Below are 24,802 nucleotides of genomic sequence, written 5' to 3'. Positions count from 1 at the left end.
CGATCACTCCGCGGTGGCTGGGCTCTTGCGCCTGGCTACCGCTGGGTCGAAACCGAAGAAGCCGAGGACCTCTGCGGCAACCTGGTCGCGGTCGTTGTCCACGCAGATCATGTGGTAGCTGTTTTCCAGCACCACGCTGCGCGCATGGGGGAGGGTGGCCTGCAGCGTTTCGGCGGAGCGCAGGCTGGTGAGTTCGTCTTCGCGCGAATGGATCACCAGCGTCTGGCACTGCGTATCGGGCGCCCCGGCCAGCGCCCAGCGTCGCAGCCGATCCACCTGCCGAATGCACGCCAGTGGCACCCAGGGGTAGTGGAAGCTGTCGCCGCGTGCGAGCTTGGCTTTGATGACCCGCCGCAACAGCGGGTTCTTGATGCCGAATGGCTCGTCCTCTTCCACGCGCATGCGCGCAGCCATGCCCGGGATGCGATACACCGCGTAGCGCAGATCTCGATACCACGGCGTCGACCAGCCATCGATATGGATGGGCGTGGCGAGCAGCGCCAGCCTGTCTTGCGCGCGCACAATGCCATGCCGAACGCGATGCGCCAGCACCAGCGCCAGCAGTGCGCCCATGCACATCCCTGCGATATGCACGGTGTCATGCTCTGCGGCGAGCCGCTCATAGGTTTGCGTGAGCGTTTCAAGCCACGCTTCGGCGCGCATGTGGATCAGGTCTTCGGGCCGCGTGCCGTGGCCGGGCAAGGTCGGCACGTGCGTGACGGCGCCGGCGCTGCGCAGCGCTTTCTGCAGCACGCCCAGGTCGTAGGCTGTGCCGCCCAGGCCATGGATCAGCAGCACAGCCGTGCTGCCGGATGCCGATGGGGTCACAGTGCGGTCTCGACCGACCAGGTACCGGTTACGAGCGCGGTATTGCCAACGGCGTCCGTCAGTGGGCCACCGGTATCCACCACGGTGTGCAGCGTGCCGTCGCGCGCGGTGATGCGCAGTGTCTGGCGGCGTGTGGGCGTTACGATCTCGTCTTCCGGTGCGCCTGTCCCGAGCCAACGCGCGCGCAGCGCATCGCGGTCATCCGGATGCACCAGTTGCAGCACGGTCGAGATCGACGCCATGCTTGCCGGTTCGTGTCCGAACACGAGGGCGACGTCGCCGCCCCAGTCGATGCGGCCGCTGGCGGGGTCGATGGTGTAGACGAGCTGGCCCGACGCCGCCAACGCCAGTTCCACGCGGTTCTGCCACTGCGCGCTTTGCTCGTGCAGTTGCTCGCGCGTGGTCTTGAGCGCGCTCACCAGCAGTACCAGCAGCGCGGCAATGCCCAGGTACAGCTGCGCTTCGAGCAGCGACTGGCCATAGTGATGATCCAGCACGGCGAAGGGGCCGTCGCCCTCAGCGGTTTGCGTGAGCGCCACCAGCGTGAGCAGCAGCACCGCCATCGAGCCACCGCGTCCGCCCCACAGAAGGGCCACCACCACGGCAAAGAACAGCGGGACGTACGTCAGCGCAAAGCCGATTCCGTCGCCAAATTTGGCATCGCTGTTGCCATCGAAGATGACGTACGCCGACAGCGCCAGCGCAACGACGGCCGCCAGACCGAGCACGAAATCCGTACGGTCCGTACCGCCCGAGCGGAATGCGCGAAAGCGCGACCATGCCGCCAGCACCGGCGTGACGATCAGCACGCCCAGGAAATCCGACGCCGCCCAGATGCGCAGCACGTGACCGAACGAGCCGCCTTGCGACCACGCAAACCATGCCGCCCCGAACAGCGCCCCCAGCAGCGCACTGACCGCGCCCGCCACCAGCATCGCGCGTACGAAGTAGAGCCCTTCAAGCGGCACGCGCGCCAGCCGCACCAGCGCCACGGCCAGCGCCGCGCTGCCCGCCTCGTCGAGCACGAAGAGCATCGCGTGGGCCGGGTTGGTGTGTTCAATGGCCGCCAGCGCCAGTTGCGCCACGGCAAACGCTGCCCCCAGCCCCGGCCATTCGCGGTACGGCCGCAGCATGAACGCGGCCATGGTCACGCCCGCCGGCAACCAGATGTAGCCCGTCATGTCGACCGGCCCGTTCAGCCGGTGCGACACGATGGCGGCAACCAGGTAAAGCGCGCCCCACAGGATCGTGGCGACGGTGGTGGAAGGTCGGTTCAATGGCATCCGGGTTTCCCTCGGTGAAAACAAAAAACCGCGCCGGCGTAGGTGCCGTGCGCGGTTGGTGATGCTACCGCAATCGGTTTTGCTGATGGCTTATACGACAGGCAGCGCCAGCACTTCGCGAGCAGCGCGCCGATCGCGCAACTCCGTCATCCAACGCTCAAGGTTGGGTCGGGCGGGGCGCTCCATCGGCAAGCCGAGCCAGCGGTGCGTAGCACAACCGCACACGATGTCGGCCATGGTGAAACGCTGGCCGGCCACGTAGGGCTGCTTGGCCAGCACGGCTTCGAGAATGGCCGTGCTGCGCTCGGAGGCCTGGCGCGAGCGTTCAATGCGCGCGGCGTCGCGCTGGTCTTCCGGCGTGCGCACGAGCTGGAGGAACGCATCCACCATCGACGGACTGTATGACGTGGTCTGCCAATCCATCCAGCGGTCGGCATCGGCGCGCTCGTGAAGTTCGAGCGGATACAGGTTGCCCGGGCCGTAGCGTGCCGAGAGATAGCGCACGATGGCGTTGGATTCCCACAGCACGAAACGCGTGTCGCCGGAATCGTTCAGGCCGTCCTCGATGACGGGGATCATGCCGTTCGGGTTCATCGCCTTGAATTCCGGCGTGTCGACACCGCCAAAGGCGCCGCCGACGTCGATGCGCTCATGGTCCAGCGACAGCTCATGCGCGCACCAGACGACCTTCTGAACGTTGACCGAAGAGAGTCTTCCCCAGATCCGCAGCATCGACGACGGCTCCTTTCTTGAATGGATGGAATGGATTGTTATGTAATTTAGGCGGCCTTGGGCGTGAGCGCTGCGATTTCCGTGCGGATCAATTCGCCCAGCACGGCAATGCCTTGCTCGATGCGCTCCGGTGCCACCGTCACGAACGCCAGGCGCAGCGTATTGCGACGCGGCGCGTTGGCATAGAACGGTGCGCCCGGCACGAAGGCTACGTTGCGCGCGACGGCCTTTTCCAGCAGCGCCATCGTATCGATGCCTTCCGGCACTTCCACCCAGATGAACATGCCGCCTTCCGGTCGGTTCCAGTGCACACCGGCCGGCATATGGCGCGTGAGCGAGTCGAGCATCGCCTCGCACTGCTTGCCATAGAGGTTTCGAATGCTCGGGATGTGCGTATCGAGCAGACCGGTCTTCAGTACCTCGTACGCCACGCGCTGCGTGAAGCTGGGCGTGTGCAGATCCGATGCCTGCTTGGCCTGCACGAGTTTGAAGTGGATGTGTTCGGGCGCGATGATGTAACCCAGGCGCATGCCCGGCGCCAGGATCTTCGAGAACGAGCCCATGTAGATCACGCCGTCCGGATTGAGCGAGCGCAGCGACGGCAGGGCGTCGCCGGTGTAGCTCAGTTCGCCGTACGGGTCGTCTTCCACGAGCAGCACGCCGAGTTCCTTCGCGCGGGCTACCAGGGCCTGGCGGCGGTCCAGCGGCAGGCGGCGGCCGGTCGGGTTCTGGAAGTTCGGGATCGTGTAGAAGAAGCGCGCGCCGGCAGCCAGCTCTGGCGTGAGCGCGTCCGGCAGCAGGCCTTTGTCATCGGTGGCGATGGACGTATAAGTCGGCTCGAACAGCGAGAACGCCTGCAGTGCGCCCAGGTACGTCGGCGTTTCGACCAGCACCTTGCTTTGCGGGTCGATGAAAATCTTGCCCAGCAGGTCCAGTCCTTGCTGCGAGCCCGTGGTGATCAGCACGCGCGAAGCGGTGGTGCCATGACGCTGGGCGATCCACTCACGCAGCACCGACAGGCCTTCGGTCGGGGTGTATTGCAGCGAGGCCTGCGGGTTGTCGGCAAACATGCGGGCGCACGCCGCCTGAATCGCTTCGACCGGGAAGGTGGCGGGGGCGGGCAGGCCACCGGCAAACGAAATGACCTCAGGACGTTCGGTGATCTTGAGGATTTCCCGGATCGCCGAGCTGGTCAGTTTCTGAGCGCGGCTGGAGAAGGTGCAGGCGGTGTGGTCCATGGTGTGGTCCTAGTGTTGCGGCGCCCACCTCGTGAGCAGGCGCCGTGGGTGGGCAAAGCGAAAAGAATAGCAGGCAACCGGCCCATCCAACGTTGGGCCGTCACCTTAGAGACTGCGGGAAAAAGCGTCGCTCAGGCGACTTCGGCAATCAGCTCGATCTCGACGCACGCGCCAAACGGAATCTGCGCGACGCCAAAGGCGCTGCGGGCGTGCTTGCCGGCGTCGCCAAACACGTCGGCGAACAGTTCCGATGCGCCGTTGGTCACCAGGTGCTGCTCGGTGAACTCCTGCGTGGAATTGACCAGGCTCATCACCTTGACGATGCGCTTGACGCGGCTGAGGTCACCGCCCAGGTGCGTGTTCAACGTGGCGATCAGGTCGATGGCGATGGCCCGTGCCGCGGCCTTGCCTTGCTCGGTGGTCATGTCGGCGCCCAGCTTGCCAACCCACGGCTTGCCGTCTTTCTTGGCGATGTGGCCGGACAGGAAGACCTGATTGCCGGTTTGCGCGGCCATGACGTAGGCGGCAGCGGGGGCGCCGGCGGCGGGCAGTTCGATGCCGAGTTGCTTGAGCTTGGCCTGTGCGTCGTGCGAGGCGGTCATGAAGACTCCTTGGTGAGTGCGGTAAACAAAAGGGGAAGACGTTGCTATCGGCGTACCGACGTTCGCCGGCCGATGCCGACCACGGCAATCACAGCCAACGCAAACAGCACGGTAGGCGCGTCGAGCGATTCGCCCAGCAGCAGCCAGCCGCCGATCAACGTCATGAAAGGTTGCAGCAATTGTATCTGGCCGACCCGCGCAACACCGCCTGCCGCCAGGCCGGAGTACCAGAACAGAAAGCCGATGAACATAGAGAAGGCCGACACGTAGGCCAGCCCGATCCAGGCGCGGGACGACGCATGCGCCAGCGCTTCGGCCTGATGTGTCGACGGCAGCCACGCAAGCGCGCCCACCAGCGGCAGCAGCACGGGCAGCGAGACGACCAGCGCCCAGGCAATCGTCTGCTTGCCGCCCAGTTCGCGCGCGAGCTTGCCGCCGGTGGCATAGCCGAGGGCACCGGTCACCATGGCGGCGAAGAGCAGCCAATCGGCGCGGTGCAGGGCGCCCGCTCCTTGCAGCAGGGCAAATGAAACGACGAGCACACTGCCCACCATTGCGCAGAGCCAGAACCCTGCGGACGGCCGCTCGCGCCCGAACCAGGCGGCAAAGATGGCGGTTGCAAGCGGCAGCAGGCCGGTGATGATGGCGCCATGGGCGGCTGGTACATCGCGCATGGCCAGCGATGAAAACAGCGGAAAACCCACCACCACGCCCATCGCCGTCACTGCAAGTTGCCACCACTGCTTGCCGCGCGGGCGTTTGGCCGCAGAAAACGCGCCGGTTGCCGCAAGCAGGCCCAGCGCCAGGATGCTTGCCAGCACCGCGCGCGCCAGCGCCACGAAGGTGGCATCCAGCTCGGCGACGGCCATGCGCGTGAACGGCAGTGTCTGGCTGAAGATGGCCACACCGATGAAGCCGAGCAGCAGGCCGCGGCGTTCAGCGTGGTCAACATGTTGCATGGGCAGGGCGGCGGACTTGTTCATGGCGGCCGCTCAATCTGCAAACGCCACGGCCACGCGTCGGTTCTGGCGGCTCTTCTTTTCAATCTTGGTGACGACCACGCGGCCGATTTCTCCGGTGGCGCGCACGTGGGTGCCACCGCACGGCTGGCGGTCGATGCCGTCGATGTGGATGATGCGGATGGCCGATGCGCCCGCCGGCGGTGCCGCGCCGATGGTGCGCACCAGTTCGGGCTGCGCGGCCAGTTCCTCCGGTGTGATCAGATCGATGCGCACCGGCGTGTTGCGGCCGATGAGTTCATTCAGTTGCGTGGTGAGGGTGTCGCGGTCGAGCGTAGATTCAGGCAAGTCGAAATCGACGCGACCGGCGTCCGGCGAGATGCCGCAGCCCGTGACCGGCACGGGAATCAGCGAGCCCAGCAGGTGCAGGCACGTATGCAGCCGCATCAGCCGATGGCGGCGGTCCCAGTCGATGGCGGCCGTGACGGGCGTGCCGGGCGCGAGCAGCGTGAGGCCAGCGTGGTCGGCAGGCACATGCAGAACGGTTTGGCGATCGGGGCTGTAGACGGTGTCGGCAATCGCGATGGTTTGCCCATCGGCCAGGGTGAGCGTGCCGGTGTCGCCAGCCTGGCCACCGCTGCGCGCGTAGAACACCGTCGCGTCCAGCTCAATGCCTTCCGGATGCACGGCGACGACCGTGGCGTCGCAAGTGGCGCGGTACGCGTCTTCGTCAAAGCGTTTCAACGTGGGCATGTGATGTCTCCGGTTCGGTGTGGGCGGAATTCTGACCTTGATCCTACCGAACTGTGTCTGTACAGTACCTGTACACTTTGTCGTGGCGCTTTCTGTACAGTTTTCGGCCCCGCTTCAGCCTTCCTCGTCATGAATTCCACCTCCCACATCATCAGCCTGGACGCCCGTCGCGCGGCCGCCCGCCCGGCGGCGGAGCAGTTGCCTGACCCGATTCCGTCTGCGCAGATGACGCTGGTGGATCAGCTCACCGAATGGGCGCGCATGCGCATTGATGAGCGGGTGTTTCGCGCGGGCATGCGCATGCCATCGATCCGGCAATTGGCGCAGGAAAAGAGCATTTCGCGGTTCACTGTGGTGGAGGCATACGAGCGCCTGGTGGCGCAGGGGTATCTGGAATCGCGCCGGGGCTCGGGCTTCTATGTGAAGGAGCGCCACACGCCGCTGCCCGAGGAGCCGGTCGCACCGCCGCCCACCGCCGCACGCAAGATCGACGTGACCTGGCTGCTGCGGAACATGTTCCATTCTGCCGAGCCCCGCAAGGCGCCGGGCATCGGCTTTCTGCCCAACGGCTGGCTCGATGGTGAATTGATCGCCAACGCGCTGCGCACCCTTGGCCGGCAGAACGGCAACCAGTTTCTCGCGTGGGGATCGCCGCAGGGTTTTTTGCCGCTGCGTCAGCAGTTGCAGACGCGATTGGCGGAACTGGAGATCGGCGCCCGGCCGGACCAGATCGTCATGACGTCGGGCATCACCTCGTCGCTGGACCTGATCGCGCGCCAGTATGTGCAGCCTGGCGATACGGTGCTGGTGGGCGATCCGGCGTGGTTCCTGATGTTCGGCCGCTTTGCCGCGCAAGGCGCACAGGTGATCGGTGTGCCGTACACCACCGAGGGCCCGGACCTGGTTGCTCTGGAAGGGCTGGTGCAGGTGCGTCGGCCCAAGCTGCTGATCATCAATTCGATCCTGCATAACCCGACGGGCACCTCATTGTCGGCTGCCAAGGCGTTTCAGTTGCTGCGGCTGGCTGAGCAGTACGGTTTCCTGATCGTCGAAGACGATATCTACGGCGACCTCGCGCCGCCCGGCCACCCCGGCACCCGGCTGGCAAGCCTGGACCAGCTGCGACGCGTGATCTACCTGAGCAGTTTCTCCAAGACGCTGGCAGCCAACCTGCGGGTGGGGTTCATCGCCTGCCACCCCGAGCTGGCCAAGAACCTGGTCGACGGCAAACTGCTGACCGGTCTGGTCACGCCAGAGATCAACGAACGCGTGCTCTACAAGATCCTCACCGAAGGCCACTACCGCAAGCACGTGGAGCGCATACGCGCCCGTCTGGATCGCGCCCGTGACGGCGTGCAACGCAGCCTCGAACGCTTGGGCCTGAAGCTGTTTGCGCAGCAGGGCGCCGGCATGTTCCTTTGGGCCGATACGGGGCAGGACACCAATGCCATCGCGCGCGCCGGGCATGAGCACGGCTATGTGTTTGCGCCGGGGAGCCTGTTTTCGCCGTCGCAGATGCCGTCGACGTGGATGCGCTTCAACATTGCGACCAGCGCGGACCCGGACTTGCTCCGGTTCCTGGCGGAACAGCTCGAACGCGGGGCTTGAAAACCGGGCGCCACACCACATCTAGCCTCACAAATTCATGCGGGCGCACGCGCAAAGGTGTAGCCCGCTTCTCTTTCCACTTTCCAGACTTTTTATGCACACCATGAGCGCACCGCACGAGAAGATGGCTTTCCAGGCAGAAGTGAAGCAGCTTCTGCATCTGATGATCCACTCGCTGTACAGCAACAAGGAAATCTTCCTGCGGGAGCTGGTTTCCAATGCGTCAGATGCGGTGGACAAGCTGCGCTTTGAGGGCATCGCCAACCCGTCGCTGCTGGAAGGCGGTGGTGAGCTTGGCATCCGCATCGGTTTTGATGCCGCCGCGCGCACCATCACGATTGCCGACAACGGTATCGGCATGAGCCGCGATGAGGCCATCCGCAACCTTGGCACCATCGCCCGCTCGGGCACGCGCGAGTTCTTCAGCCAACTGTCGGGCGACCAGCAGAAGGATGCCGCGCTTATCGGCCAGTTTGGCGTGGGCTTCTACTCGGCGTTTATCGTGGCCGACCGCGTGACGGTGGAATCGCGCCGCGCCGGCGTGGCCGTCAATGAAGGCGTGCGCTGGGAAAGCACCGGCGACGGCGAATTCACCGTCGACACCATTGAACGCGCAGAGCGCGGTACCACCATCACGCTGCACCTGCGCGAGGGCGAGGACGATTTCCTCTCCGCCTGGCGCGTGAAGTCGGTCGTGCAGAAGTATTCGGACCACATCTCCCTGCCGATCCAGATGCGCAAGGAGGCGTGGGACGAAGAGAAGAAAACGATGGTGGCCCAGGACGAATGGGAAACCATCAACCAGGGCAGCGCACTGTGGGCACGCCCGCGCGCTGATGTGACGGACGATCAGTACATCGCCTTCTATCAGCACATCGCCCACGAAAACGGCAAGCCGCTGGCATGGACGCACAACCGTGTGGAAGGCCGCAGCGAATACACGCAACTGCTGTACATCCCGACCAACGCGCCGTTCGACCTGTGGGACCGCGAGCGCCGCAGCGGCCTGAAGCTGTATGTCAAGCGTGTCTTCATCATGGACGACGCCGAGCAACTGCTGCCGGCCTATCAGCGCTTCGTGAAGGGCGTGATCGATTCGGCCGATTTGCCGCTGAACGTCTCGCGCGAAATCCTGCAGGAAAGCCGCGATGTGAAGGCCATCCGGGAAGGCTCCACCAAGCGCGTGCTGGGCATGCTCGAATCGATGGCGGAGTCGGATGACGCGGCCGAGAAGGAAAAGTACGCCACGTTCTGGCAGAACTTCGGCCAGGTGCTCAAGGAAGGCATCGGCGAAGACCACGCCAACAAGGACCGCATTGCCAAGCTGCTGCGCTTTGCTTCCACGCACAACGAAGACAGCGCCCAGACCGTCTCGCTGGCGGATTACATCGGCCGCATGAAGGAAGGCCAAGACAAGATCTACTACGTGACGGCCGAAAGCTGGACGGCTGCCAAGTCGAGCCCGCATCTGGAAATCTTCCGCAAGAAGGGCGTGGAAGTGCTGCTGCTGACCGACCGCGTGGACGAGTGGATGCTCTCGTTCCTGCACGACTTCGAAGAGAAGGAACTGGTGTCTGTGGCGCGTGGCGATCTCGACCTGGGTGCGATGGAAGACGAGGCCGAGAAGGCCGAGCACGCCAAGGTGGAGGGCGAGTTCAAGGCGCTGGTTGAGCGTGCCAAGGCGGTGCTGGGCGACAAGGCCAAGGACGTGCGGATCACGCATCGCCTGACCGATTCGCCGTCGTGCCTCGTGGCCGATGAAGGCGACATCAGCGGCACGCTGGCGCGTCTGCTCAAGCAGGCCGGCCAACAAGCGCCCGACAGCAAGCCGGTGCTGGAACTGAACCCGACGCACCCGCTCGTGCGCAAGCTCGCGCTGCTCGAAACGGTAACCGGCAACGACGCCGATCGCGCCGCGTTTGAAGATCGCCTGCATGTGCTGTTCGATCAGGCACTGTTGGCCGAGGGTGGCGCATTGGCCGACCCGGCAGCCTACGTGCAACGCGTGAACCGCCTGCTGGCCTGACGACAAGCGTGACGCTCAAGCGATGCTTTCCGCCCGTGGTCGACGCGCACACGCGCGTGCTGATCCTGGGCAGCCTTCCCGGCGAAGCATCGCTTGCGCAATCGCAGTACTACGCTTACAAGCACAAAGACCTTTGGTCAATTTGACACCTGGCTAGATATAATCGGCGGGAGCCTGCCCGCCCGCCGATTTCATGCCCGTCGCGTACTCCTACATCCGGTTCTCCACCCCTGAGCAGATCCGGGGCGACTCCCTCCGCCGCCAACTTGAAGCCTCAGCAAAATATGCCGCTGACCACGGCCTGACGTTGGATCAGTCGCTGAATGTGCGGGACCTTGGTGTCTCCGCATTCACGGGATTGAACATCGAACGGGGCGCACTCGGTCAATTCGTAGCGGCAATCGACGAAGGGCGTGTTCAGCCCGATTCGTATTTGCTCGTCGAATCACTGGATCGCCTGTCACGTCTCCCTGTGACAGAAGCGCTAGCCGTCTTTCAGTCCATCATCAATCGCGGTATCACCATCGTCACGCTCGTTGACGGAGCCATCTATAGCAAGGATCGGCTGCGAAACGACTGGACGCCATTGCTCATCGCATTGGTGAGCATGTCCCGTGCGCACGAAGAATCGGCCGTGAAGTCGAGGCGGATCAAGGCAGCGTATGACGCAAGAAGAAAGCGAGTCATCGCCAACAAGGAAGTGAAGATCGGGCGTTGCCCGTGGTGGCTCAAGATCTCCGATGACAAGACGAGGTATGAAGTCATTGAGGAGAGTGCTGCGACGATCCGATTGATATTCGATCTCGCGAAAGATGGGATGGGCAACGTGCTGATTGCGAAGGAGCTGAATGCCCGTGGCACCCCGACGGCTCAGCACTCGAAGCATTGGCAGAACAGTACGGTCGGGTTCAATATCAACAACATCGCTGTGATCGGTGTCTTGCAGATGGATCAAGACAACAACGGGCGCACAACGACCAATACCTTTGTCGAAGACTACTACCCGCCAATCATCGACAAGACGCTCTTCTATGAAGTGCAGGCGATGCGTAAGGCCCGGGACCGGAACAAGGGAACAATGAACGCTGGCCGAAAAGGTCAGTGCTACAACATCTTCCAGGGCACTGCCAAATGCGGTTACTGCGGCAGTCCGATGCACATCCGGCGCAAGCCTGGAATCAACACTGGATTTCTTTACTGCTCAAAGTCGTTGCAGGGCGGAGGCTGTGTCAGTGTTTCGTACAACATCAGGAACCTGGAATCCGAGTTCATTACGTTCACGAGAGAGCTAGATCTGCATCGCGTCCTTGGTGAGGTATCTGCTGACAATGGGGTGACGGCAAAGCGTGCCAGCTTGGCTGCCTGTAGCGCCATGGTGGAAGAAACCGAGACAAAACAGAAGAATCTGGTGGCGGCCATCGAAGCTGGTGGCGACATGCCGATCCTTGTTCAACGGCTGCGGGATGTGCAGTCTCAGCTGAACGACTTGAAGAAGCAGCGACTTGCTCTACAAAGCGAAGTCCAGATTTTGTCGAATACCACACGGGACGAAGAGGCATCGCTCGAAATGCTGAGCCAACTGATGGGGCAGCTTGAGTCCAAGGAAATCGACCTCGATGAAAAGCTGCGTTTGCGTTTCCGAATGCTGAGCGAGGTGCAGAAAGTTGTGCGGCGAATCGATCTATTCCCTGGTGGTCCCATGCTTGCATCGGATGAAATCGAAGCGTTGCGTAGCCAGTTGAAGGATGACGGGTTTGATGAAGTCCGCATAGAGGACTACTTTTCGCAGCTACCCGTCAAACCAGATCGAAATGCACGCTACTTCATCGCGCATCTGCGGAACGGGGTCAGCCGCACGGTTCGACAGGGACAGGTCTTGGAGATGGACCCCATGCGTTCACAAAGGATCGCTGCTGCAATAGAAGGTGCGGTAGCGGTAGAGACGGCTGATGACGCTTAAGCGCTGCTTCCCACCAGTAGTCGATGCCAACACTCGGATTCTGATTCTCGGTAGCCTACCTGGGGAAGTGTCGCTTGCAGAAGGGCAATACTATGCGAACCGGCAGAATCACTTTTGGCGGTTGGTTGGCGATCTCCTCGGTGAAGACTTGGTTCACATGGAATACGCGACTCGGTTGCAGACGCTTCTAGCGCATCGCGTTGGCCTGTGGGATGTAGTGGCCGAAGCGATGCGAGAGGGCAGTCTGGACAGCAAGATTCGCGGCCATGCCGGCAATGATCTGGTGGGCTTAGTCGAATCGCTGCCGAAACTGGCTGTGATTGCGTTCAATGGTGGGACTGCTGAACGCATTGGTTTGAAGGCTCTCGGACGATATGGCGATCAGCATCACGTCCTGCGGCTTCCTTCTAGTAGTCCCGCACATACAGTGCCGTATTCGGAAAAGCTGCGTGCTTGGCGGGAGCTGCGGGTATGGCTGGGCGATTCTGATTGACGGCTGTTGACGCTCGCAGTGCCAATACCTGTCGATTGTAGGTAAGCGCTACATGTCGCCTATTGGCATCGGCCCGGTGCTAGTTGACCATGCCCAGGACTGTCCGCGATCTGCGGCGTCAGGGCATCCAGGGTGATCGGCATGTATGGAACTGCTGGCCGAGTCTGGAAGATGGCCTGGGCGGCGTTCTGAATGGCCTGACATGCTTGGCAAGGGTTGGTAGCAGTGGTCGGCTATACAGATGGCAAGGGGGGGAATGAAGCTCGATTCTCACATTGCCGGGAACACTGGGCTGTATTACTGCTGATATCCGCCCCGTTACCGGGTTGTTGTGAGCCACGAATGACCATGCATAATACGGCCACGACACCAAAATAATCTGCACACCAAGAAACGGGGGCGATAATGCATGCCACTAGATTTGGAGGGATTGCCGTTAGATGGAGCAGAAGCGGCTCAGTGTTAGGGTATCAGGTCGAAGCCTGGCACGAAGGGCTTGCGAAACATCGTGTCATCAAGGGCGAGACTTCGCAGATTGTAGAAACAAAAGCTCGTCTTCTCGCTGAGGAGTGGGATAAGAGATGGGCGGCTCTCTCACAGCGAGCAGTAGACAAGCGCATCCTCGACAAGAGCAAGGAGGTGGCGGCGGCGCTTACGGAAGATGCGGTGGCGGAATTGGAGCTGCTGCGAACCTTGCTCTCGGCCCGTGTTGCTGAAGGTATCCGAATCGATTGGGAGTCGATGAAGGACCGGGCACCGTTCCCGGAATCTGAGCCGGCTATGCCGGCTCAGCCTCATCCACCCAAGAGGGGTTTCGTAGTAGACAAACCAGAGCGTGGTGACCCGCGATATCAGCCCTCTCTCGGGTTGCTGGACAAGCTCATTCCTAGTCGCCGGCAGAAACGTCTTTCCGAGGCGGAGGCGCAATACCAAGCCGATCTCTTCTATTGGAATAAGGAAGACGCACGAATTCAGGCCGGCTACACGGCCGCTTTGGAGACGTATAACTCATCTGTACGTCAGGCCGAACATGCTCACAAGGTCTTGCACAGCGCGTGGGAATCGGAGCGGACTGCTTGGCAGGAGCGGCAGACTGAGCAGCACCGGTCCGTCGATATTCTGCACAAAGCCTACCTAGCAAGAGAACCTCAAGCGGTGGTTAACTACTGCAGTTACGTACTCAGCGATTCGCCATATCCTGATTACGTTAACCTTTCCAGTGAGATGGACTACGACGCTGCCTCGCGCACGCTCCTAGTCGAAGCGCAATTGCCGGCGCCGAGTGATTTACCGACGCTGAAATCTGTAAAATTCGTTGCGGTTAGGAATGAATTGGATGAGACGCACATATCTGAAGCGGAGCGTCTTCGGCTATACGATTCTGTTCTTTACCAGATCACATTGAGATCTCTCTACGAGATTTTTGTAAGCGATGAAATCGATGCAATCGACTCGATTGTTTTGAATGGCATAGTGAACTCAATCAGTCCGAAAACCGGGTTGGACGTGTCGGCCTGCGTACTTTCCGTTCGCGCCAATAAGTCAGAGTTCATGAACATTAACCTCGCACAAGTTGATCCGAAAGAGTGTTTCAAGTCGCTCAAAGGTGTGGGAAGTGCAAGACTGAGTGGTCTGACGGCTGTTCCTCCCGTCATGCAGTGGTCGCGCGAAGACAAACGCTTTATCGCAAGCTATGCGGTGGTTGGAACTCTTGATGACAGTGTCAATCTCGCCGCAATGGATTGGGAGGACTTTGAACACCTGATCCGTGAACTATTTGAGAAGGAGTTCACGTCCTCGGGCGGTGAGGTAAGGGTAACGCAGGCGAGTCGGGATGGCGGCGTGGATGCTGTGGCATTTGATCCGGACCCAATCCGAGGCGGAAAGATCGTGATTCAGGCCAAACGCTGGACGAATACTGTCGGCGTCGCAGCAGTTCGTGATCTGTATGGCACTGTCATGGCAGAAGGTGCGACGAAGGGCGTGCTGGTCACGACCTCGGACTACGGATCTGAATCATACGACTTCGCACAGGGTAAGCCACTAACATTGCTCAATGGTGGCAACTTGCTAAGCTTGCTCGAAAAGCATGGGCATAGGGCTCGGATCGACATTCAAGAAGCCAAGAAGCTCATTACCCCTACTGGCTACCGGTGACGACTCCTTCAATTCTCCTTTAACTGCGGTAGGACGCGAGTTGTCATTGGGTCGATGGTCATAGCTTGGGAGGGGAGTGTGAAGCTGTTCTTCGTTCTACTAGCCGTGATGATCGGCTTGGCTGTGCTGGCTGCCGCGACGAAAGGCAAACGCGGTGCAGGCGGTGCACAAGCTTCTGCCGTCTCGCTGGTGTCAAAACCGGCTCTGATGGACAAGTGGGAGGCAGAGCTTTACGAGCGTCTCGTAGTCGCATTGAAAGCCTCCCATGTTTTCCCGCAGGTTGCGATGTCTGCTTTCCTCAAGGAGGCAAAGAGGCGCAACGGTGGGCGTAATGCATTCGCGCAGAAATACGTCGATTTCCTGGTTTGCGAACGCGGTACGCTCAAGCCTCTGTATGTGATCGAGCTTGATGGCCGCTCTCATGGCTCCGCATCGGCGAAACAGAGGGATGCGAAACGCGACGCATTGCTTGCGTCCGCAGGCATTCCGATTAGGCGCTATACGTCATCGAAGGTCGATTTCACAATCATCCTTCGTGATCATCTTGAGATCGTAGGCCCTGTTCGACCCACTACTGTCGATGCGCCGGATACAAACAATCAGGCGGCACCGAGCAGTGTTGGCTGAGCGAGCTCTCGTCGGAGTCGGAAGGCCCAATAGTAGTGGCCACATGAATCACTGGAGGCGTGCAACGTATGGATACAGAGAGGCAGGTACTTCGGATCAATATCGATGGCCGGTGGGAAGCAAGTGAATTTGCGGCATCGTTTTCGGCGCTTGATCGGCTGTATACGTTCAGGCTGGGACTAGAGATGGAATATGAAGAACTCCGCGAACTACGCAGGTTCTATTTCGATACTCCTTTCCCATCATCGATGAGATACATGCGGCGATGGGCGGTGGCCGCTCGGTCGTCTCTCCTTCACCCCGACCGTGCGCCATTGGTTTCAGCTGCACGGATTTCAGCCATATCTGAACTGTTAGAGCCTGATGAGCGCTTAGTTGTGCGCCGAATATCCTATGCCTCCCCAGGGATCAAGGACTTGGCAGGAATTGGTGAGATCATCGGCCACGTAAAGGACCTTCTGCTTCATCTCATCGATCTCTGGTCAACCCGGCGACAGCGCAGTTTGGAGAACGAACGCCGCGAGTTGGAAAATCAGCAGTTGCAGGTTGCGATCGCCAAGGAGTTTGTCAGTTTTGCAAAGGAACTTGGCTACTCACAGGGTGAAATGCGTCAGATTGTGGCTTTGGTGATTCGCGAGCAGCAACCACTTGTGCGGCTGATAACCAAGGGGAAGATCACGTCGGCGGAGTCCGTTGACGGCTCGTAGCGATAGGTCAAATCGATGACTTGCCCTGGAGCCTTCCGAGAGTGATAGGTAGGTGGTTTCGGGCAGCGTCAGGGCATCCAGGGCGGTCGGGCAGTATGGAATTGCTGGCCCAGGCCGGAGGATGTTCCTGGCGTCGTCCTGGGGAGGCCAAAGGGGTGTCTATCAATCGGAGCCGGTATGGACCACTTCGAAGGTTTGATTTGTACGCTGCTTGAGGCTGAGGGCTATTGGTTGCGGCGATCATTCAAGGTCAACGTCAGCAAGGAAGAGAAGCGAGCTATCGGCAAGCACTCGATACCTCGTCCGGAGATCGACATTCTCGCCTTTCGTTTCAGCGAGAACACGGTGGTCGCCGTGGAGGTCAAGTCGTTCTTGGATTCGCCGGGCTTGGTGTTCGAGGAGCTCCAGGCCGAGCATGATGTACCAGAGGGGCGCTACAAGCTATTCACCACCGAGCGATACAGAACCATCGTCCTCGCACGGCTCAAGCAGGATCTGATCGATAGCGGAATGGCGAACGAACAGACGAGAGTGGTTCTCGGGCTTGCAGTTGGCAGAATTTACCAGAAGCGAACAGAACAAGTTCGAGAGTTCATGCGCTCACGGGAAATGTTCTTCTGGTCGCCGGAAGACATAAGACAAAAGGTCATTGCGCTTGCGGATCGAGACTACGAAAACGATCCTGCGATCATGGTCGCGAAGGTTCTGCTCAGATAGAGTCATAGGAGTTTGGCAATGCGAACTGTCCCTGCCACGGTTCTCCTCGAAATATCGAAGAACTATGCCGATCATCGAGCGCGCCGCGAAGACAGCTGGTATTGGTATAAGGAGGGAGAAACGGTAGGGGCGCTCCCGTTCACCATCTCCACCTTGTACAGGGGCCAGCACACTCGCTATACGCCTTTGCTAACGTCCATTGCTAGAGGTTTGCAGTCGAACGATATCGGGGAGATGTTTCGAAGCCCAATCGCAGATCAGGCCAAGATCGTTTTCCGGCTAGCTCAAGCATGGCGGTTCTCCCGCGAGTTACGTCGTCACCCGATTGCTGTTCATGCAGCGAATCTGCGCCTGGATCTGGACGAAATTGCTCTCGCCCAACACTACGGCATTCCGACGGGATACCTCGATCTCACGGATGACTTCAATGTTGCCGCTTTCTTTGCAACTTGCCGCGAAACCGAGAATGGCTGGGCGCCTGTTGATGCAGGCGAGGGCATAGTCTACCGAGTCCACCTCGACAAGCTTGATGCTCCCTTCGATAGCTACATACCGCTTGGGCCACAGCAACTGCCCCGGCCTAGTGAGCAGAGCGCTTGGGTCACCGAACTCTCCTTTTATCCGTCGTTCGAGGTGCAGCCGGGCGTTGAGATGTTGCAGTTCCAACATGATCGGCATGTCGGGCAACACTTTCTCGAAATGTATGCCGGTGGAGAGCTATTGTTTCCACCCGATCCACTTGCCGAGGTTGCTGCGGAGATTCTTGCTTGTGGCGAAATCCCGATTGATCTAGTCGAGGCGGCTCTCGATTCGTTCGCGTCCGATCCCTATGGGATTCTTTCCAAAGATTTGCCTGCTTTGCGCAAGGAAATCTCCACGCTGGCGACTCAGGTGAGTAGTGATAGAAGGTTGCTGACAGACCAAGCTATTCAGTCACTTCTGAATGACGAAGATTGGAGCAAGAAGATGCTCGGCACTATGAAGGCGAGAGCGGTTGCGGTTCGGCGTGTGACAGTTCCACAAGCAGAAACAGATCCTAGGCCGGACGCCGCTGCCGACGCCGACCCCGTTGCTTAGCGCTGGCCATCGGGCGGAAGGCGAGTATGTGGAAACGCCTGCCGCAAGCAACGCAACACTACGCAAAATTGTGTGCGACTGTCATCAAGGAGAGGCGAATTGTCGGAAGGAAGAGCTGATGGCCTGCACCCAAGTGAGTCACTAAGGACGGCCGATTCCCTGTGTGAGGCTGATCCCCGGAACTTGGATTTCCTGCGCTTCGACGACAGCGCTGGGGGCTTCCGGCCGATCACGGCGGCCGATCAGCTTGGCGATATTGCACAGTTCACACTTCGCGATGAGGTGCCAGAGCCAGTCAGAGTGCATTTCGAAACGGCCAAGAACCTGTATGCATATGCGTGGTTTGTTTATCGTTTCCACGCTGTAGCGGAGCAGCACGCACTCACATCCCTGGAGTTTGCGTTACGTGCTCGGCTCGCGGAAGAGCTCAAGCAAGCCTCTCCGAAACGAACTCAACTCCCGAGAGGTTTGCAGAAGTGGCTGGAGGTGGCTTTGGAACGAGGTGCGATATCGAACAATCGCATCTCTTGGCGAGCTGAGTGGGCTCTTCAACGAGCGAAGAGCAGGGCCCCAGTCGAGCAGATACTAGAAATGCAACGTCTTGGGTTGACGGCGATGCGTGTCGACTACTCAAATGTGCAGCCATCAGCGGAAGATTTAAACCATGATTGGATAGGCTCCTTCATCGACAGCCTGCCAAAGATTCGCAATGCCTACGCTCACGGTTCGGAGCTTCTTCATCCCACAGTCTTGAATACATTTGGAGTGGTCTGCGAACTAGTCAACCAACTGTTCACGCCGATCACCGAGATGAAGGCCCAAGCTGAGACCACGCCTTGACCGTTATCTAGACAGACTGACGATGATATACGAGTCCCGTTACTGGAAAAGACCACTGTTACGTGCAGCTACATGGCTGGAGCGTTTGCGTGTTCAGGAAGCACACGAGGAACGCGATCTGGTCCGCATCGAGCGAGAACTATTTGTCGGCTTCTACGCAATTCGTAAGCTACTCGACACGTTCAAGGTATCGACGAGTACGCGCAAGACAACGTTCTCGATGTCATGGTCGCCATGCCTCGAACCTGTTGACTACATGAGCGCTCACCGAATCGAGGAAAAATTCGATTTGGAAACTCAGCATACCGAGCAGCGAGATCTCCTATTCCTTTGCAATCAGTTTGTTCATAGCTACGTCTTCATACCTCTGATCGACGAACGCGGAGCGTTTTTCGGCGTGTATGTGGCGTCGGACAGGGCAAGGGGCGAAAAACTCTATTTCGTTGGGCTCGACATCATTCTCTCCGCCTTTCGAACCGTCGGTCGCGACTATCCGACGGAGCTACATCTGCATCGGAACGAGAAAACCGGGCAGTGGGAAGAGGAAGTCACCAAATGATTAGCGGAGCAGATAGCTAATATGAAGATTTCCGACCACATCAAACATTCTCTTGATGCCTGTGACAGGAGCGAGCTTGATCAGGCTATGTTGTTTGTGTGCCTAGCGGTCGATGGCACTTCCAAAAAAATGTACCCCAACATCACAAGAGTGGGGGAGCGATTTCGGAAGTTCATCGACGAAAATTTGGACATCATTGAACTAATGTTCGGAGGACTGAACCTGGAAGAGACGGTCTTCCCTTTCAAGGATGCCAAGGGAAAGATCGGAATCGGCTTTGCTGACATCGTCTACGAGAAGTTCCGTTGTAGTTTGGCCCATGGTGACGAGTTACCTGATGGGTTTGGTGTTTCCGTGCAAATTGCGGCGGGTCACCAACAGTTCCTTGTTGACATACAGAAGCAGGCGATGACCTTGCCTCAGAGCGCCATCTACGCTTTAGGTTTGGCGTGTGTCCTGGCTCCGTCAAACGCCGACCAGAAGATCGGGACCAACCAGTATCACTACCGAGATCCGATCAATACGTACGTCGTGGATCGTTGGTGGGGCAAAGCTGATTGCGCCAGAAAGATCATGGACTTCGAGGGGCAGATCCGAGTAAAGATGGACTTCACGAACGTCTGGCCGAAAAGTTAGGATAGGACGCGAAAGCCATCTCCAGAGAGTGTCAGTGTCTACGGTATGCGTCAGGCCAACTAGGTCGGCATGTGCAGAACTACTGGCCGAGGCCGGAAGATGTTCCTGGCGGCGTCCCGCACGTCATGGCAGTGGATAATCGATACAGTCACAAAGGTGCAGGCATACATGAAGCGCTATCGAATCCTAAGCTTCGACTTCGATAGTCGAGTTCGCTCGTTTGACCCCATTAATGAAGACTGGGATGAGAAGGTGAAGGCTATTCACCGACAAAATCGAGATAGTACGATCGCGCATTTACAGCAAGAGTTCGGAGCCCAAGGATTCGACGAAAAGCTCAGAAATTTCATTGATCTCGGCGCTAAGCCATTCTCTGTTGTTGCCTTCCACAATCAGTTTTACACGCAAGCACGTTCGGCCTTCGTGCATTGTCAGTACTATCCGGCACTGACGGGAATTTGTGCGCTTGGCGAACGAGTCCTCAACCATTTGGTGCTCGGCTTGCGAGATAACTACAAAAACTCGTCTCATTACAAGAGAGTTTACAGAAAAAATTCCTTTGATAACTGGGAAGTTGCAATCGACGCCCTGAGGGATTGGAATGTTCTAACGCCGCAAGCAGAACAGGGTTTCCGTGAGCTGTCGCAGCGAAGGAATAATGCTATTCACTTCAATACAGAAACTGAAGTAAACACCAGGGATGAAGCCCTTCGCGCGCTGCTAACTTTCGGCAGTATCATCGAAACACAGTTTTCAGCCTTCGGTCAGCTCCCTTGGCTATTCACGCCTCCAGGCGAGATCTACTTGCGGCGGGATTGGGAAGATCATCCGTTCATTCGGCTTGTGTACGTGCCAAACGCCTTGCATGTTGGATATAAGCACAAGGTGGTGAGTGTATTCCCTTGGAGGATCGAAGACACTAGTGACTATGATTCAAGGGAAGTATCTGATGACGACTTTTCCAAGTTGCGCTCCGAATTCCAAGGGACAGTTTAAGCGATGTCTTAGTCGCCGCACCTTCCGCTCCCTTTCCCTGCAGGCTGGATAGAATGACTTCACGGTCATTCACAGGAAGGAAAGCGATGGCAAACACACCTCTGTTCGATGGAACGGGCCGCAGGATCGGCTTCACTGAGGATCGGGCCAACGGCAATATCGTCGCGTACAACGCCCAAGGCAAACCGCTGGGTTACTACGATGCGTCGGCGCGGTACACCTTCGAATGGAACGGTCGCCGCGTCGGCAGCGGCAATCAGGTAGGACGGTTGTTTCGCTGACCCTCATCGGCGTCGGCGTTTTCCTGCACTCTGTTAGTGGATAGCTTCTCTGGTGTTCCGCTGCCTGTACAAACATCGCCCACGTTGTCCACTTCAAAGAACTCAGGATGAAAGCAAATGAGTGATGCCAACACAATTCCTTCGATAGAAGTGCTTTGCGTGACGGCTCCCGATGGAACGGCTCACACCATCTGTGTCGCTTTTATCGGCGGGTGCGAGAGAGCGGAAGTAATAGTGCAGTACCAGGAAGGGCCGTTATGCGCTGTACCGACTGTACTAGCTCAGTGGTCGGCCTCCTATGAGTCCCCCATCGGCGTTGGGGCGGGCATGGCCTGGCTTGGAGACGGGCGCATTGACTTGCAGATCCCAGAGATGCGGGGTATTGGCCTCGGCTCGCTGCTTATGCAACCTCTTATCCACTGGATCAAGGGCAGAGAGCACGTCGTGGACGTGGCGCCAATTAATCTCGCGGCAGATGATGCGAAAACGGATGAAGCTCGAAGGATAAGAAATAGCTTCTACGAAAAACTCGGCTTTCGGTTCAGCTACAAGGACCAAGAGAGTTGGGGCGAATCATTTCTCATGAAGAGTTCATGTCTGGTCGTCCCGGACTTTCGGCTATCGAATGGCTGGAAGGTTGAATCTACCCACACTGAAGGTGGTTCAGTCTTCCAAAAGCTTCGCTAAGGAGTCGTGGCAGGAACAACACACTGATCTCGTCACTATAGAGAGAAGAGAGGTGTGTTGTTCCCATCGGTCTCAGCGGGAGGCCCGGCGTTCGATGATCTCCTTGACGAGCGCCACGGAGGCCGGATCGACCTGATATTCACGCACACGGCCTTTCTCGACTTTGTAGTTCGCCGATTTCTTCGTCGACAAACCGATCAGCTTGAGAACTGGTGTCAAACTCTGCATCGGGTTCCGATCCAAGTCACCACGAGGTGCCAACCCAAACATCTGCTCCATGGTCGTTGCATTGTTTCGGTAGGCCTCTGCGAAGCGCTTCAGGTCCGCCTGTTTGAGAGAAACATCGCATTTGATTGCGTTGGTTTTGTCGGCCAATCCTGCCGAGGTGAGAAGCCTTTGCAGCAAGTCGCGTTTCAGGGGCAGCATCGCTGCGTCGGGAGCGAGAACACTCTCGTCATCGAAGCGGCGGCTGCGGCTGACGGCTGACCACATCGGAGAGAAATACACCTCGGCCAGCCGGATGCGATCACGAAACTTCCCATGGTCATCCAGCTTGACCAGATCGGCATCCACTGGCTTGCAGTAGAACGATGTCAACTCGTAGTGCCGCATAGAGTGAGCATCGACAGGCGCGATGGACTTTATCTTCTCGAAGTTGGCCAGTTCTCGATATTCCTCAGCACTGACGGGCGTCGCGTTGCAAATGCCGTCGATCCGGTTGCCTTCGATCAGCGCCGTTGCTTCTTTCATCTGTGTCGCACCTTCCTTCGATGCATCAATCGAGCGCTCGATCACATTTGTCGTCCAGCCATTTTGCTTGCGCAACTGTATGAAGTGATGGCGCAAGGCGTTCTTCGAAGCGCGCTGAGTTGCAGCCACGTGCGAATAGACCTTCAGGAAGAACTCATCGAGCTCGGGGGTGCCGTCGCGCTTGTAACCCGTGATCATGTCATTCAGGTTGCGACACAGGATCAGTTCGGCTTCGATGGCAGACGGATCGGTTTCGAAATTGAACCGTTCGGGTGTCACCCAGACCTTCACGGCCTTGGGGTGGCGGACACGAGCCAACTGCTGGTCCATGTCGAAGTGCGTGTTGACCCGCGACACGAAGAAGCCGAACACGGTATCGATCTCCTGCGTCTCGTTGTCGAAGGTAATGTCGATGCCAGTGCCCAGGGTCGGCGAAGCAATGACCACGTCGTAGTTCAGGATTTCCGTCTTGATGTTGTCGACGAAGTATTGTATGGACGCCTCGGGGTCGCGTTGAGCCGTGACCAGCATGGCCTTCTTGTCGGGGTATGTAGAGGTGATCGCGGCATGAAGCTTCTCCGCCTTGCGCTTCGAATTTGTCGCCACGTAGTGCCGCCCACCGTTGCCGATTGCCGTCAGCATGTCAGTGACCAGATGGTTTTCGTCCGCGTAGAGGTCATATTGCTTCTCTGTCGGGCGATAGTCGTTGAGGTAGAAGCGATAGGACGTCTCATCCTCGATGACTTGCTTCATGGCTTCCACGGTGATCGTGCCGAGATCGGCGTCACACAGGACGACTGATTTGGCATAGCGCAAGTAATAGCAGAGCAGTTCGTAACAGTGACGGCGCTTCGGACCAAGCGTGTCAGCCGCCGCGATGTGACTGAATACCTGTTCGGCCTCATCGACGATCACTACGTCGTACTTGTGAATATGGGGTTTCAGAAGCTTCCACATGCTGTCCACGCAGATGGCGTAGCGGTCAGTGGGGTGATTGTTCTTCACCTTGCCGTCCTCGGATTTGATGTACGGAGTCAGGTCAAGGCGATTGGCCAAGTCGAGAAGCAACAATTGCCGGTGCCCGAACAGCACCATGGATTGACCGCGTTCTTTACACTGGCGGCTAATGAGCTTCAGTTGCTCGCTCTTGCCGGACCCTTTCCGGCTGCGGACGAAGGCCACGCCGGGTTGAAGTGACCGGTCCGGCAGGAACTTGTCGTGATGCACGACGTGAACGCGGCCGGCAAGCAGGCTTTGCCAGTCAGAGATATCTTCCGGCGTCGGCTCGATCAGGTTGTCCGCGTCATCGACGTTGTACAGGTCATCGTGGTGGTACGGGAATTCCTCATGTGCCAGTTGACGCACCGCGTCAGCGATCCGATTGAAGTCATGATGGGAATGCCGTGCACGGGCCGGGTCTTCTGGCCAGAAAGTGTTCACGCACCTGCTGCAAAACACACCACGCTTGCCGTCCCTGTTGATGGTCACCATGGCACTGGGATTGCGATCCAAGTGAACAGGGCAGTGAATCGGAGTGCGCGCATTCAGCTCTTGCAGTGCAGCCATGCCGCCATTCTTCAGCCGGACGAGCTGATCTCTATCGAGGGAGATTTTGGAGCGATTGCCAACAGGCGCCCATGTCGTCTTGCCCTCGGGGTCACCATTGGAATCGTTCACGCGGACTTCGCTGCCTAACATGATCAGCTTGTCGAGTTCGGCAGTTGGCAGGATGTTGCCGAGGACGATGGGATTGCTCCCCTTGCTACCGAAGAAGAGACGGCATGCGTCTTTACAGGAGCCATCGCCACCAAAGAGACGAATGGCTCCAATATATGCCGCTCGCATCTTCTGAGCATCGGTGATGGGGTGTTCCAGTTGAAAGCCGAGCCGGAAACGATGCTTCTCCGGCGTGTGAGACGGTGTGGTGTAGAGGAAGGATGCGTATTGCCGGACATATGGATTGTCCAATGCCTCGCTGACAGTCACGCCATCGTCGATGTCAACGGCCAGATAGCCGGAGCAGATGAAGTTCGGTTCTTTCCTTCCACCTTTATGCTGAGCGCAGAAGGGATAGCCATCATTGATGAAGGCAACCAGTTCGTCAGGCGTCAGCTCTAGGTTCTCAAACTCGTGAGTGAGAATGCGCTTCTGTTCCGAGTCGTTGTTGTCGAGCTTGTCGATGAAATGCCGATTGACGGCAATTGGTCGTTTGAGTTGCATGAGATTCCTTTTTTGTTATGTGCGCGGAATCTCTGGGGTGGATTCCGCTTCGCTGTTTGAGTCGTG

Annotated in this window: 23 protein-coding genes and 1 pseudogene; 16 read left to right on the top strand and 8 right to left on the bottom strand. The window is 58.7% G+C overall.

What is annotated here, in order from left to right; genetic code table 11:
- Window positions 1-3: 3 nt before the first annotated feature.
- The 7 genes from BG83_RS0107940 to BG83_RS0107910 all read right to left on the bottom strand — a co-directional run bounded on the left by BG83_RS0107940 (window position 4) and on the right by BG83_RS0107910 (window position 6,395).
- On the bottom strand, window positions 4-828 hold the full coding sequence (locus tag BG83_RS0107940; RefSeq protein ID WP_024976208.1) for an alpha/beta hydrolase: 825 nt from the start codon (window positions 826-828) through the stop codon (window positions 4-6).
- Window positions 825-2,111, bottom strand: a complete 1,287-nt coding sequence (locus tag BG83_RS0107935) for an MASE1 domain-containing protein (protein ID WP_024976207.1) — start codon at window positions 2,109-2,111, stop codon at window positions 825-827. The genes BG83_RS0107940 and BG83_RS0107935 overlap by 4 nt, the downstream gene beginning before the upstream one ends.
- A 90-nt stretch (window positions 2,112-2,201) precedes the next feature.
- Window positions 2,202-2,843 (bottom strand): glutathione S-transferase family protein, encoded by a 642-nt coding sequence (locus tag BG83_RS0107930; protein WP_024976206.1) that lies wholly within the window; start codon window positions 2,841-2,843, stop codon window positions 2,202-2,204.
- A 47-nt stretch (window positions 2,844-2,890) separates the two neighbouring features.
- Window positions 2,891-4,081, bottom strand: a complete 1,191-nt coding sequence (locus tag BG83_RS0107925) for a PLP-dependent aminotransferase family protein (RefSeq protein WP_024976205.1) — start codon at window positions 4,079-4,081, stop codon at window positions 2,891-2,893.
- Between the two features lie 131 nt (window positions 4,082-4,212).
- Entirely contained in the window at window positions 4,213-4,683 is a 471-nt protein-coding gene (locus tag BG83_RS0107920) for a RidA family protein (RefSeq protein WP_004629056.1), read from the bottom strand.
- Window positions 4,684-4,727: 44 nt separating this feature from the next.
- Window positions 4,728-5,666, bottom strand: coding sequence for a DMT family transporter (locus BG83_RS0107915; RefSeq protein WP_024976204.1), 939 nt, complete (start codon window positions 5,664-5,666; stop codon window positions 4,728-4,730).
- A gap of 9 nt (window positions 5,667-5,675) precedes the next feature.
- Complete coding sequence (locus tag BG83_RS0107910) at window positions 5,676-6,395, bottom strand: alanyl-tRNA editing protein (RefSeq protein WP_024976203.1); 720 nt, start codon at window positions 6,393-6,395, stop codon at window positions 5,676-5,678.
- Between the two features lie 129 nt (window positions 6,396-6,524).
- Between BG83_RS0107910 and BG83_RS27680 the strand changes: the two genes are divergently transcribed.
- The 16 genes and pseudogenes from BG83_RS27680 to BG83_RS0107830 all read left to right on the top strand — a co-directional run bounded on the left by BG83_RS27680 (window position 6,525) and on the right by BG83_RS0107830 (window position 21,766).
- A complete protein-coding gene (locus BG83_RS27680; protein WP_037031643.1) occupies window positions 6,525-8,003 on the top strand; it encodes a PLP-dependent aminotransferase family protein in 1,479 nt (492 codons plus the stop codon).
- Between the two features lie 103 nt (window positions 8,004-8,106).
- Entirely contained in the window at window positions 8,107-10,029 is a 1,923-nt protein-coding gene (gene htpG / locus BG83_RS0107900) for a molecular chaperone HtpG (RefSeq protein WP_024976202.1), read from the top strand.
- Window positions 10,030-10,037: 8 nt separating this feature from the next.
- Window positions 10,038-10,172, top strand: a pseudogene (locus tag BG83_RS28605) (DNA-deoxyinosine glycosylase); the annotation flags it as partial.
- Window positions 10,173-10,222: 50 nt separating this feature from the next.
- A complete protein-coding gene (locus BG83_RS28305) occupies window positions 10,223-11,989 on the top strand; it encodes a recombinase family protein (RefSeq protein ID WP_024976201.1) in 1,767 nt (588 codons plus the stop codon).
- Window positions 11,979-12,482 carry a DNA-deoxyinosine glycosylase gene (locus BG83_RS0107885; RefSeq protein WP_024976200.1) on the top strand — a complete coding sequence of 168 codons (504 nt, stop codon included), beginning with the start codon at window positions 11,979-11,981 and terminating at the stop codon, window positions 12,480-12,482. Before BG83_RS28305 ends, BG83_RS0107885 begins: the two co-directional genes overlap by 11 nt.
- A 459-nt stretch (window positions 12,483-12,941) precedes the next feature.
- Window positions 12,942-14,639, top strand: a complete 1,698-nt coding sequence (locus BG83_RS0107880; RefSeq protein ID WP_024976199.1) for a restriction endonuclease — start codon at window positions 12,942-12,944, stop codon at window positions 14,637-14,639.
- 78 nt (window positions 14,640-14,717) lie between these two features.
- On the top strand, window positions 14,718-15,266 hold the full coding sequence (locus BG83_RS27670) for a DUF2726 domain-containing protein (protein ID WP_160169391.1): 549 nt from the start codon (window positions 14,718-14,720) through the stop codon (window positions 15,264-15,266).
- 59 nt (window positions 15,267-15,325) lie between these two features.
- Window positions 15,326-15,973, top strand: a complete 648-nt coding sequence (locus BG83_RS0107870) for a hypothetical protein (protein WP_152543682.1) — start codon at window positions 15,326-15,328, stop codon at window positions 15,971-15,973.
- A 177-nt stretch (window positions 15,974-16,150) separates the two neighbouring features.
- The gene (locus BG83_RS0107865; RefSeq protein ID WP_024976196.1) at window positions 16,151-16,690 is read left to right on the top strand and encodes a hypothetical protein; all 540 of its coding nucleotides are present in this window, start codon (window positions 16,151-16,153) and stop codon (window positions 16,688-16,690) included.
- An 18-nt stretch (window positions 16,691-16,708) separates the two neighbouring features.
- Window positions 16,709-17,767 (top strand): FRG domain-containing protein, encoded by a 1,059-nt coding sequence (locus BG83_RS0107860; protein ID WP_024976195.1) that lies wholly within the window; start codon window positions 16,709-16,711, stop codon window positions 17,765-17,767.
- A 183-nt stretch (window positions 17,768-17,950) separates the two neighbouring features.
- Window positions 17,951-18,607: a hypothetical protein gene (locus BG83_RS0107855; protein WP_024976194.1), complete on the top strand. Its 657-nt coding sequence runs from the start codon at window positions 17,951-17,953 to the stop codon at window positions 18,605-18,607.
- A 22-nt stretch (window positions 18,608-18,629) separates the two neighbouring features.
- Window positions 18,630-19,166 carry a hypothetical protein gene (locus BG83_RS0107850; protein ID WP_024976193.1) on the top strand — a complete coding sequence of 179 codons (537 nt, stop codon included), beginning with the start codon at window positions 18,630-18,632 and terminating at the stop codon, window positions 19,164-19,166.
- Window positions 19,167-19,187: 21 nt separating this feature from the next.
- Complete coding sequence (locus BG83_RS28300) at window positions 19,188-19,802, top strand: hypothetical protein (protein WP_024976192.1); 615 nt, start codon at window positions 19,188-19,190, stop codon at window positions 19,800-19,802.
- Between the two features lie 168 nt (window positions 19,803-19,970).
- Window positions 19,971-20,798, top strand: a complete 828-nt coding sequence (locus BG83_RS0107840) for a hypothetical protein (RefSeq protein WP_037031731.1) — start codon at window positions 19,971-19,973, stop codon at window positions 20,796-20,798.
- Window positions 20,799-20,884: 86 nt separating this feature from the next.
- Window positions 20,885-21,079 carry a hypothetical protein gene (locus BG83_RS0107835; protein WP_024976190.1) on the top strand — a complete coding sequence of 65 codons (195 nt, stop codon included), beginning with the start codon at window positions 20,885-20,887 and terminating at the stop codon, window positions 21,077-21,079.
- Between the two features lie 117 nt (window positions 21,080-21,196).
- Complete coding sequence (locus tag BG83_RS0107830; RefSeq protein ID WP_024976189.1) at window positions 21,197-21,766, top strand: GNAT family N-acetyltransferase; 570 nt, start codon at window positions 21,197-21,199, stop codon at window positions 21,764-21,766.
- A 72-nt stretch (window positions 21,767-21,838) separates the two neighbouring features.
- Here BG83_RS0107830 and BG83_RS0107825 read toward each other — a convergent pair whose 3' ends face one another.
- Window positions 21,839-24,736: a plasmid replication protein, CyRepA1 family gene (locus BG83_RS0107825; RefSeq protein WP_024976188.1), complete on the bottom strand. Its 2,898-nt coding sequence runs from the start codon at window positions 24,734-24,736 to the stop codon at window positions 21,839-21,841.
- Between the last annotated feature and the right edge of the window lie 66 nt (window positions 24,737-24,802).

The sequence above is a fragment of the Ralstonia pickettii genome, from assembly GCF_000607165.1.
GTDB lineage: Bacteria > Pseudomonadota > Gammaproteobacteria > Burkholderiales > Burkholderiaceae > Ralstonia > Ralstonia holmesii.
This window is presented reverse-complemented; position numbering and strand designations above follow the sequence as displayed.

Bases quoted from the DNA above. Each gene is read 5' to 3' on its own strand.
- BG83_RS0107935 (WP_024976207.1), bottom strand. From the start codon at position 2,111: ATGCCATTGAACCGACCTTCCACCACCGTCGCCACGATCCTGTGGGGC.
- BG83_RS0107930 (WP_024976206.1), bottom strand. From the start codon at position 2,843: ATGCTGCGGATCTGGGGAAGACTCTCTTCGGTCAACGTTCAGAAGGTC.
- BG83_RS0107925 (WP_024976205.1), bottom strand. From the start codon at position 4,081: ATGGACCACACCGCCTGCACCTTCTCCAGCCGCGCTCAGAAACTGACC.
- BG83_RS0107920 (WP_004629056.1), bottom strand. From the start codon at position 4,683: ATGACCGCCTCGCACGACGCACAGGCCAAGCTCAAGCAACTCGGCATC.
- BG83_RS0107915 (WP_024976204.1), bottom strand. From the start codon at position 5,666: ATGAACAAGTCCGCCGCCCTGCCCATGCAACATGTTGACCACGCTGAA.
- BG83_RS0107910 (WP_024976203.1), bottom strand. From the start codon at position 6,395: ATGCCCACGTTGAAACGCTTTGACGAAGACGCGTACCGCGCCACTTGC.
- BG83_RS27680 (WP_037031643.1), top strand. From the start codon at position 6,525: ATGAATTCCACCTCCCACATCATCAGCCTGGACGCCCGTCGCGCGGCC.
- htpG (WP_024976202.1), top strand. From the start codon at position 8,107: ATGAGCGCACCGCACGAGAAGATGGCTTTCCAGGCAGAAGTGAAGCAG.
- BG83_RS28305 (WP_024976201.1), top strand. From the start codon at position 10,223: ATGCCCGTCGCGTACTCCTACATCCGGTTCTCCACCCCTGAGCAGATC.
- BG83_RS0107885 (WP_024976200.1), top strand. From the start codon at position 11,979: ATGACGCTTAAGCGCTGCTTCCCACCAGTAGTCGATGCCAACACTCGG.
- BG83_RS0107865 (WP_024976196.1), top strand. From the start codon at position 16,151: ATGGACCACTTCGAAGGTTTGATTTGTACGCTGCTTGAGGCTGAGGGC.
- BG83_RS0107860 (WP_024976195.1), top strand. From the start codon at position 16,709: ATGCGAACTGTCCCTGCCACGGTTCTCCTCGAAATATCGAAGAACTAT.
- BG83_RS0107850 (WP_024976193.1), top strand. From the start codon at position 18,630: ATGATATACGAGTCCCGTTACTGGAAAAGACCACTGTTACGTGCAGCT.
- BG83_RS28300 (WP_024976192.1), top strand. From the start codon at position 19,188: ATGAAGATTTCCGACCACATCAAACATTCTCTTGATGCCTGTGACAGG.
- BG83_RS0107840 (WP_037031731.1), top strand. From the start codon at position 19,971: ATGAAGCGCTATCGAATCCTAAGCTTCGACTTCGATAGTCGAGTTCGC.
- BG83_RS0107835 (WP_024976190.1), top strand. From the start codon at position 20,885: ATGGCAAACACACCTCTGTTCGATGGAACGGGCCGCAGGATCGGCTTC.
- BG83_RS0107830 (WP_024976189.1), top strand. From the start codon at position 21,197: ATGAGTGATGCCAACACAATTCCTTCGATAGAAGTGCTTTGCGTGACG.
- BG83_RS0107825 (WP_024976188.1), bottom strand. From the start codon at position 24,736: ATGCAACTCAAACGACCAATTGCCGTCAATCGGCATTTCATCGACAAG.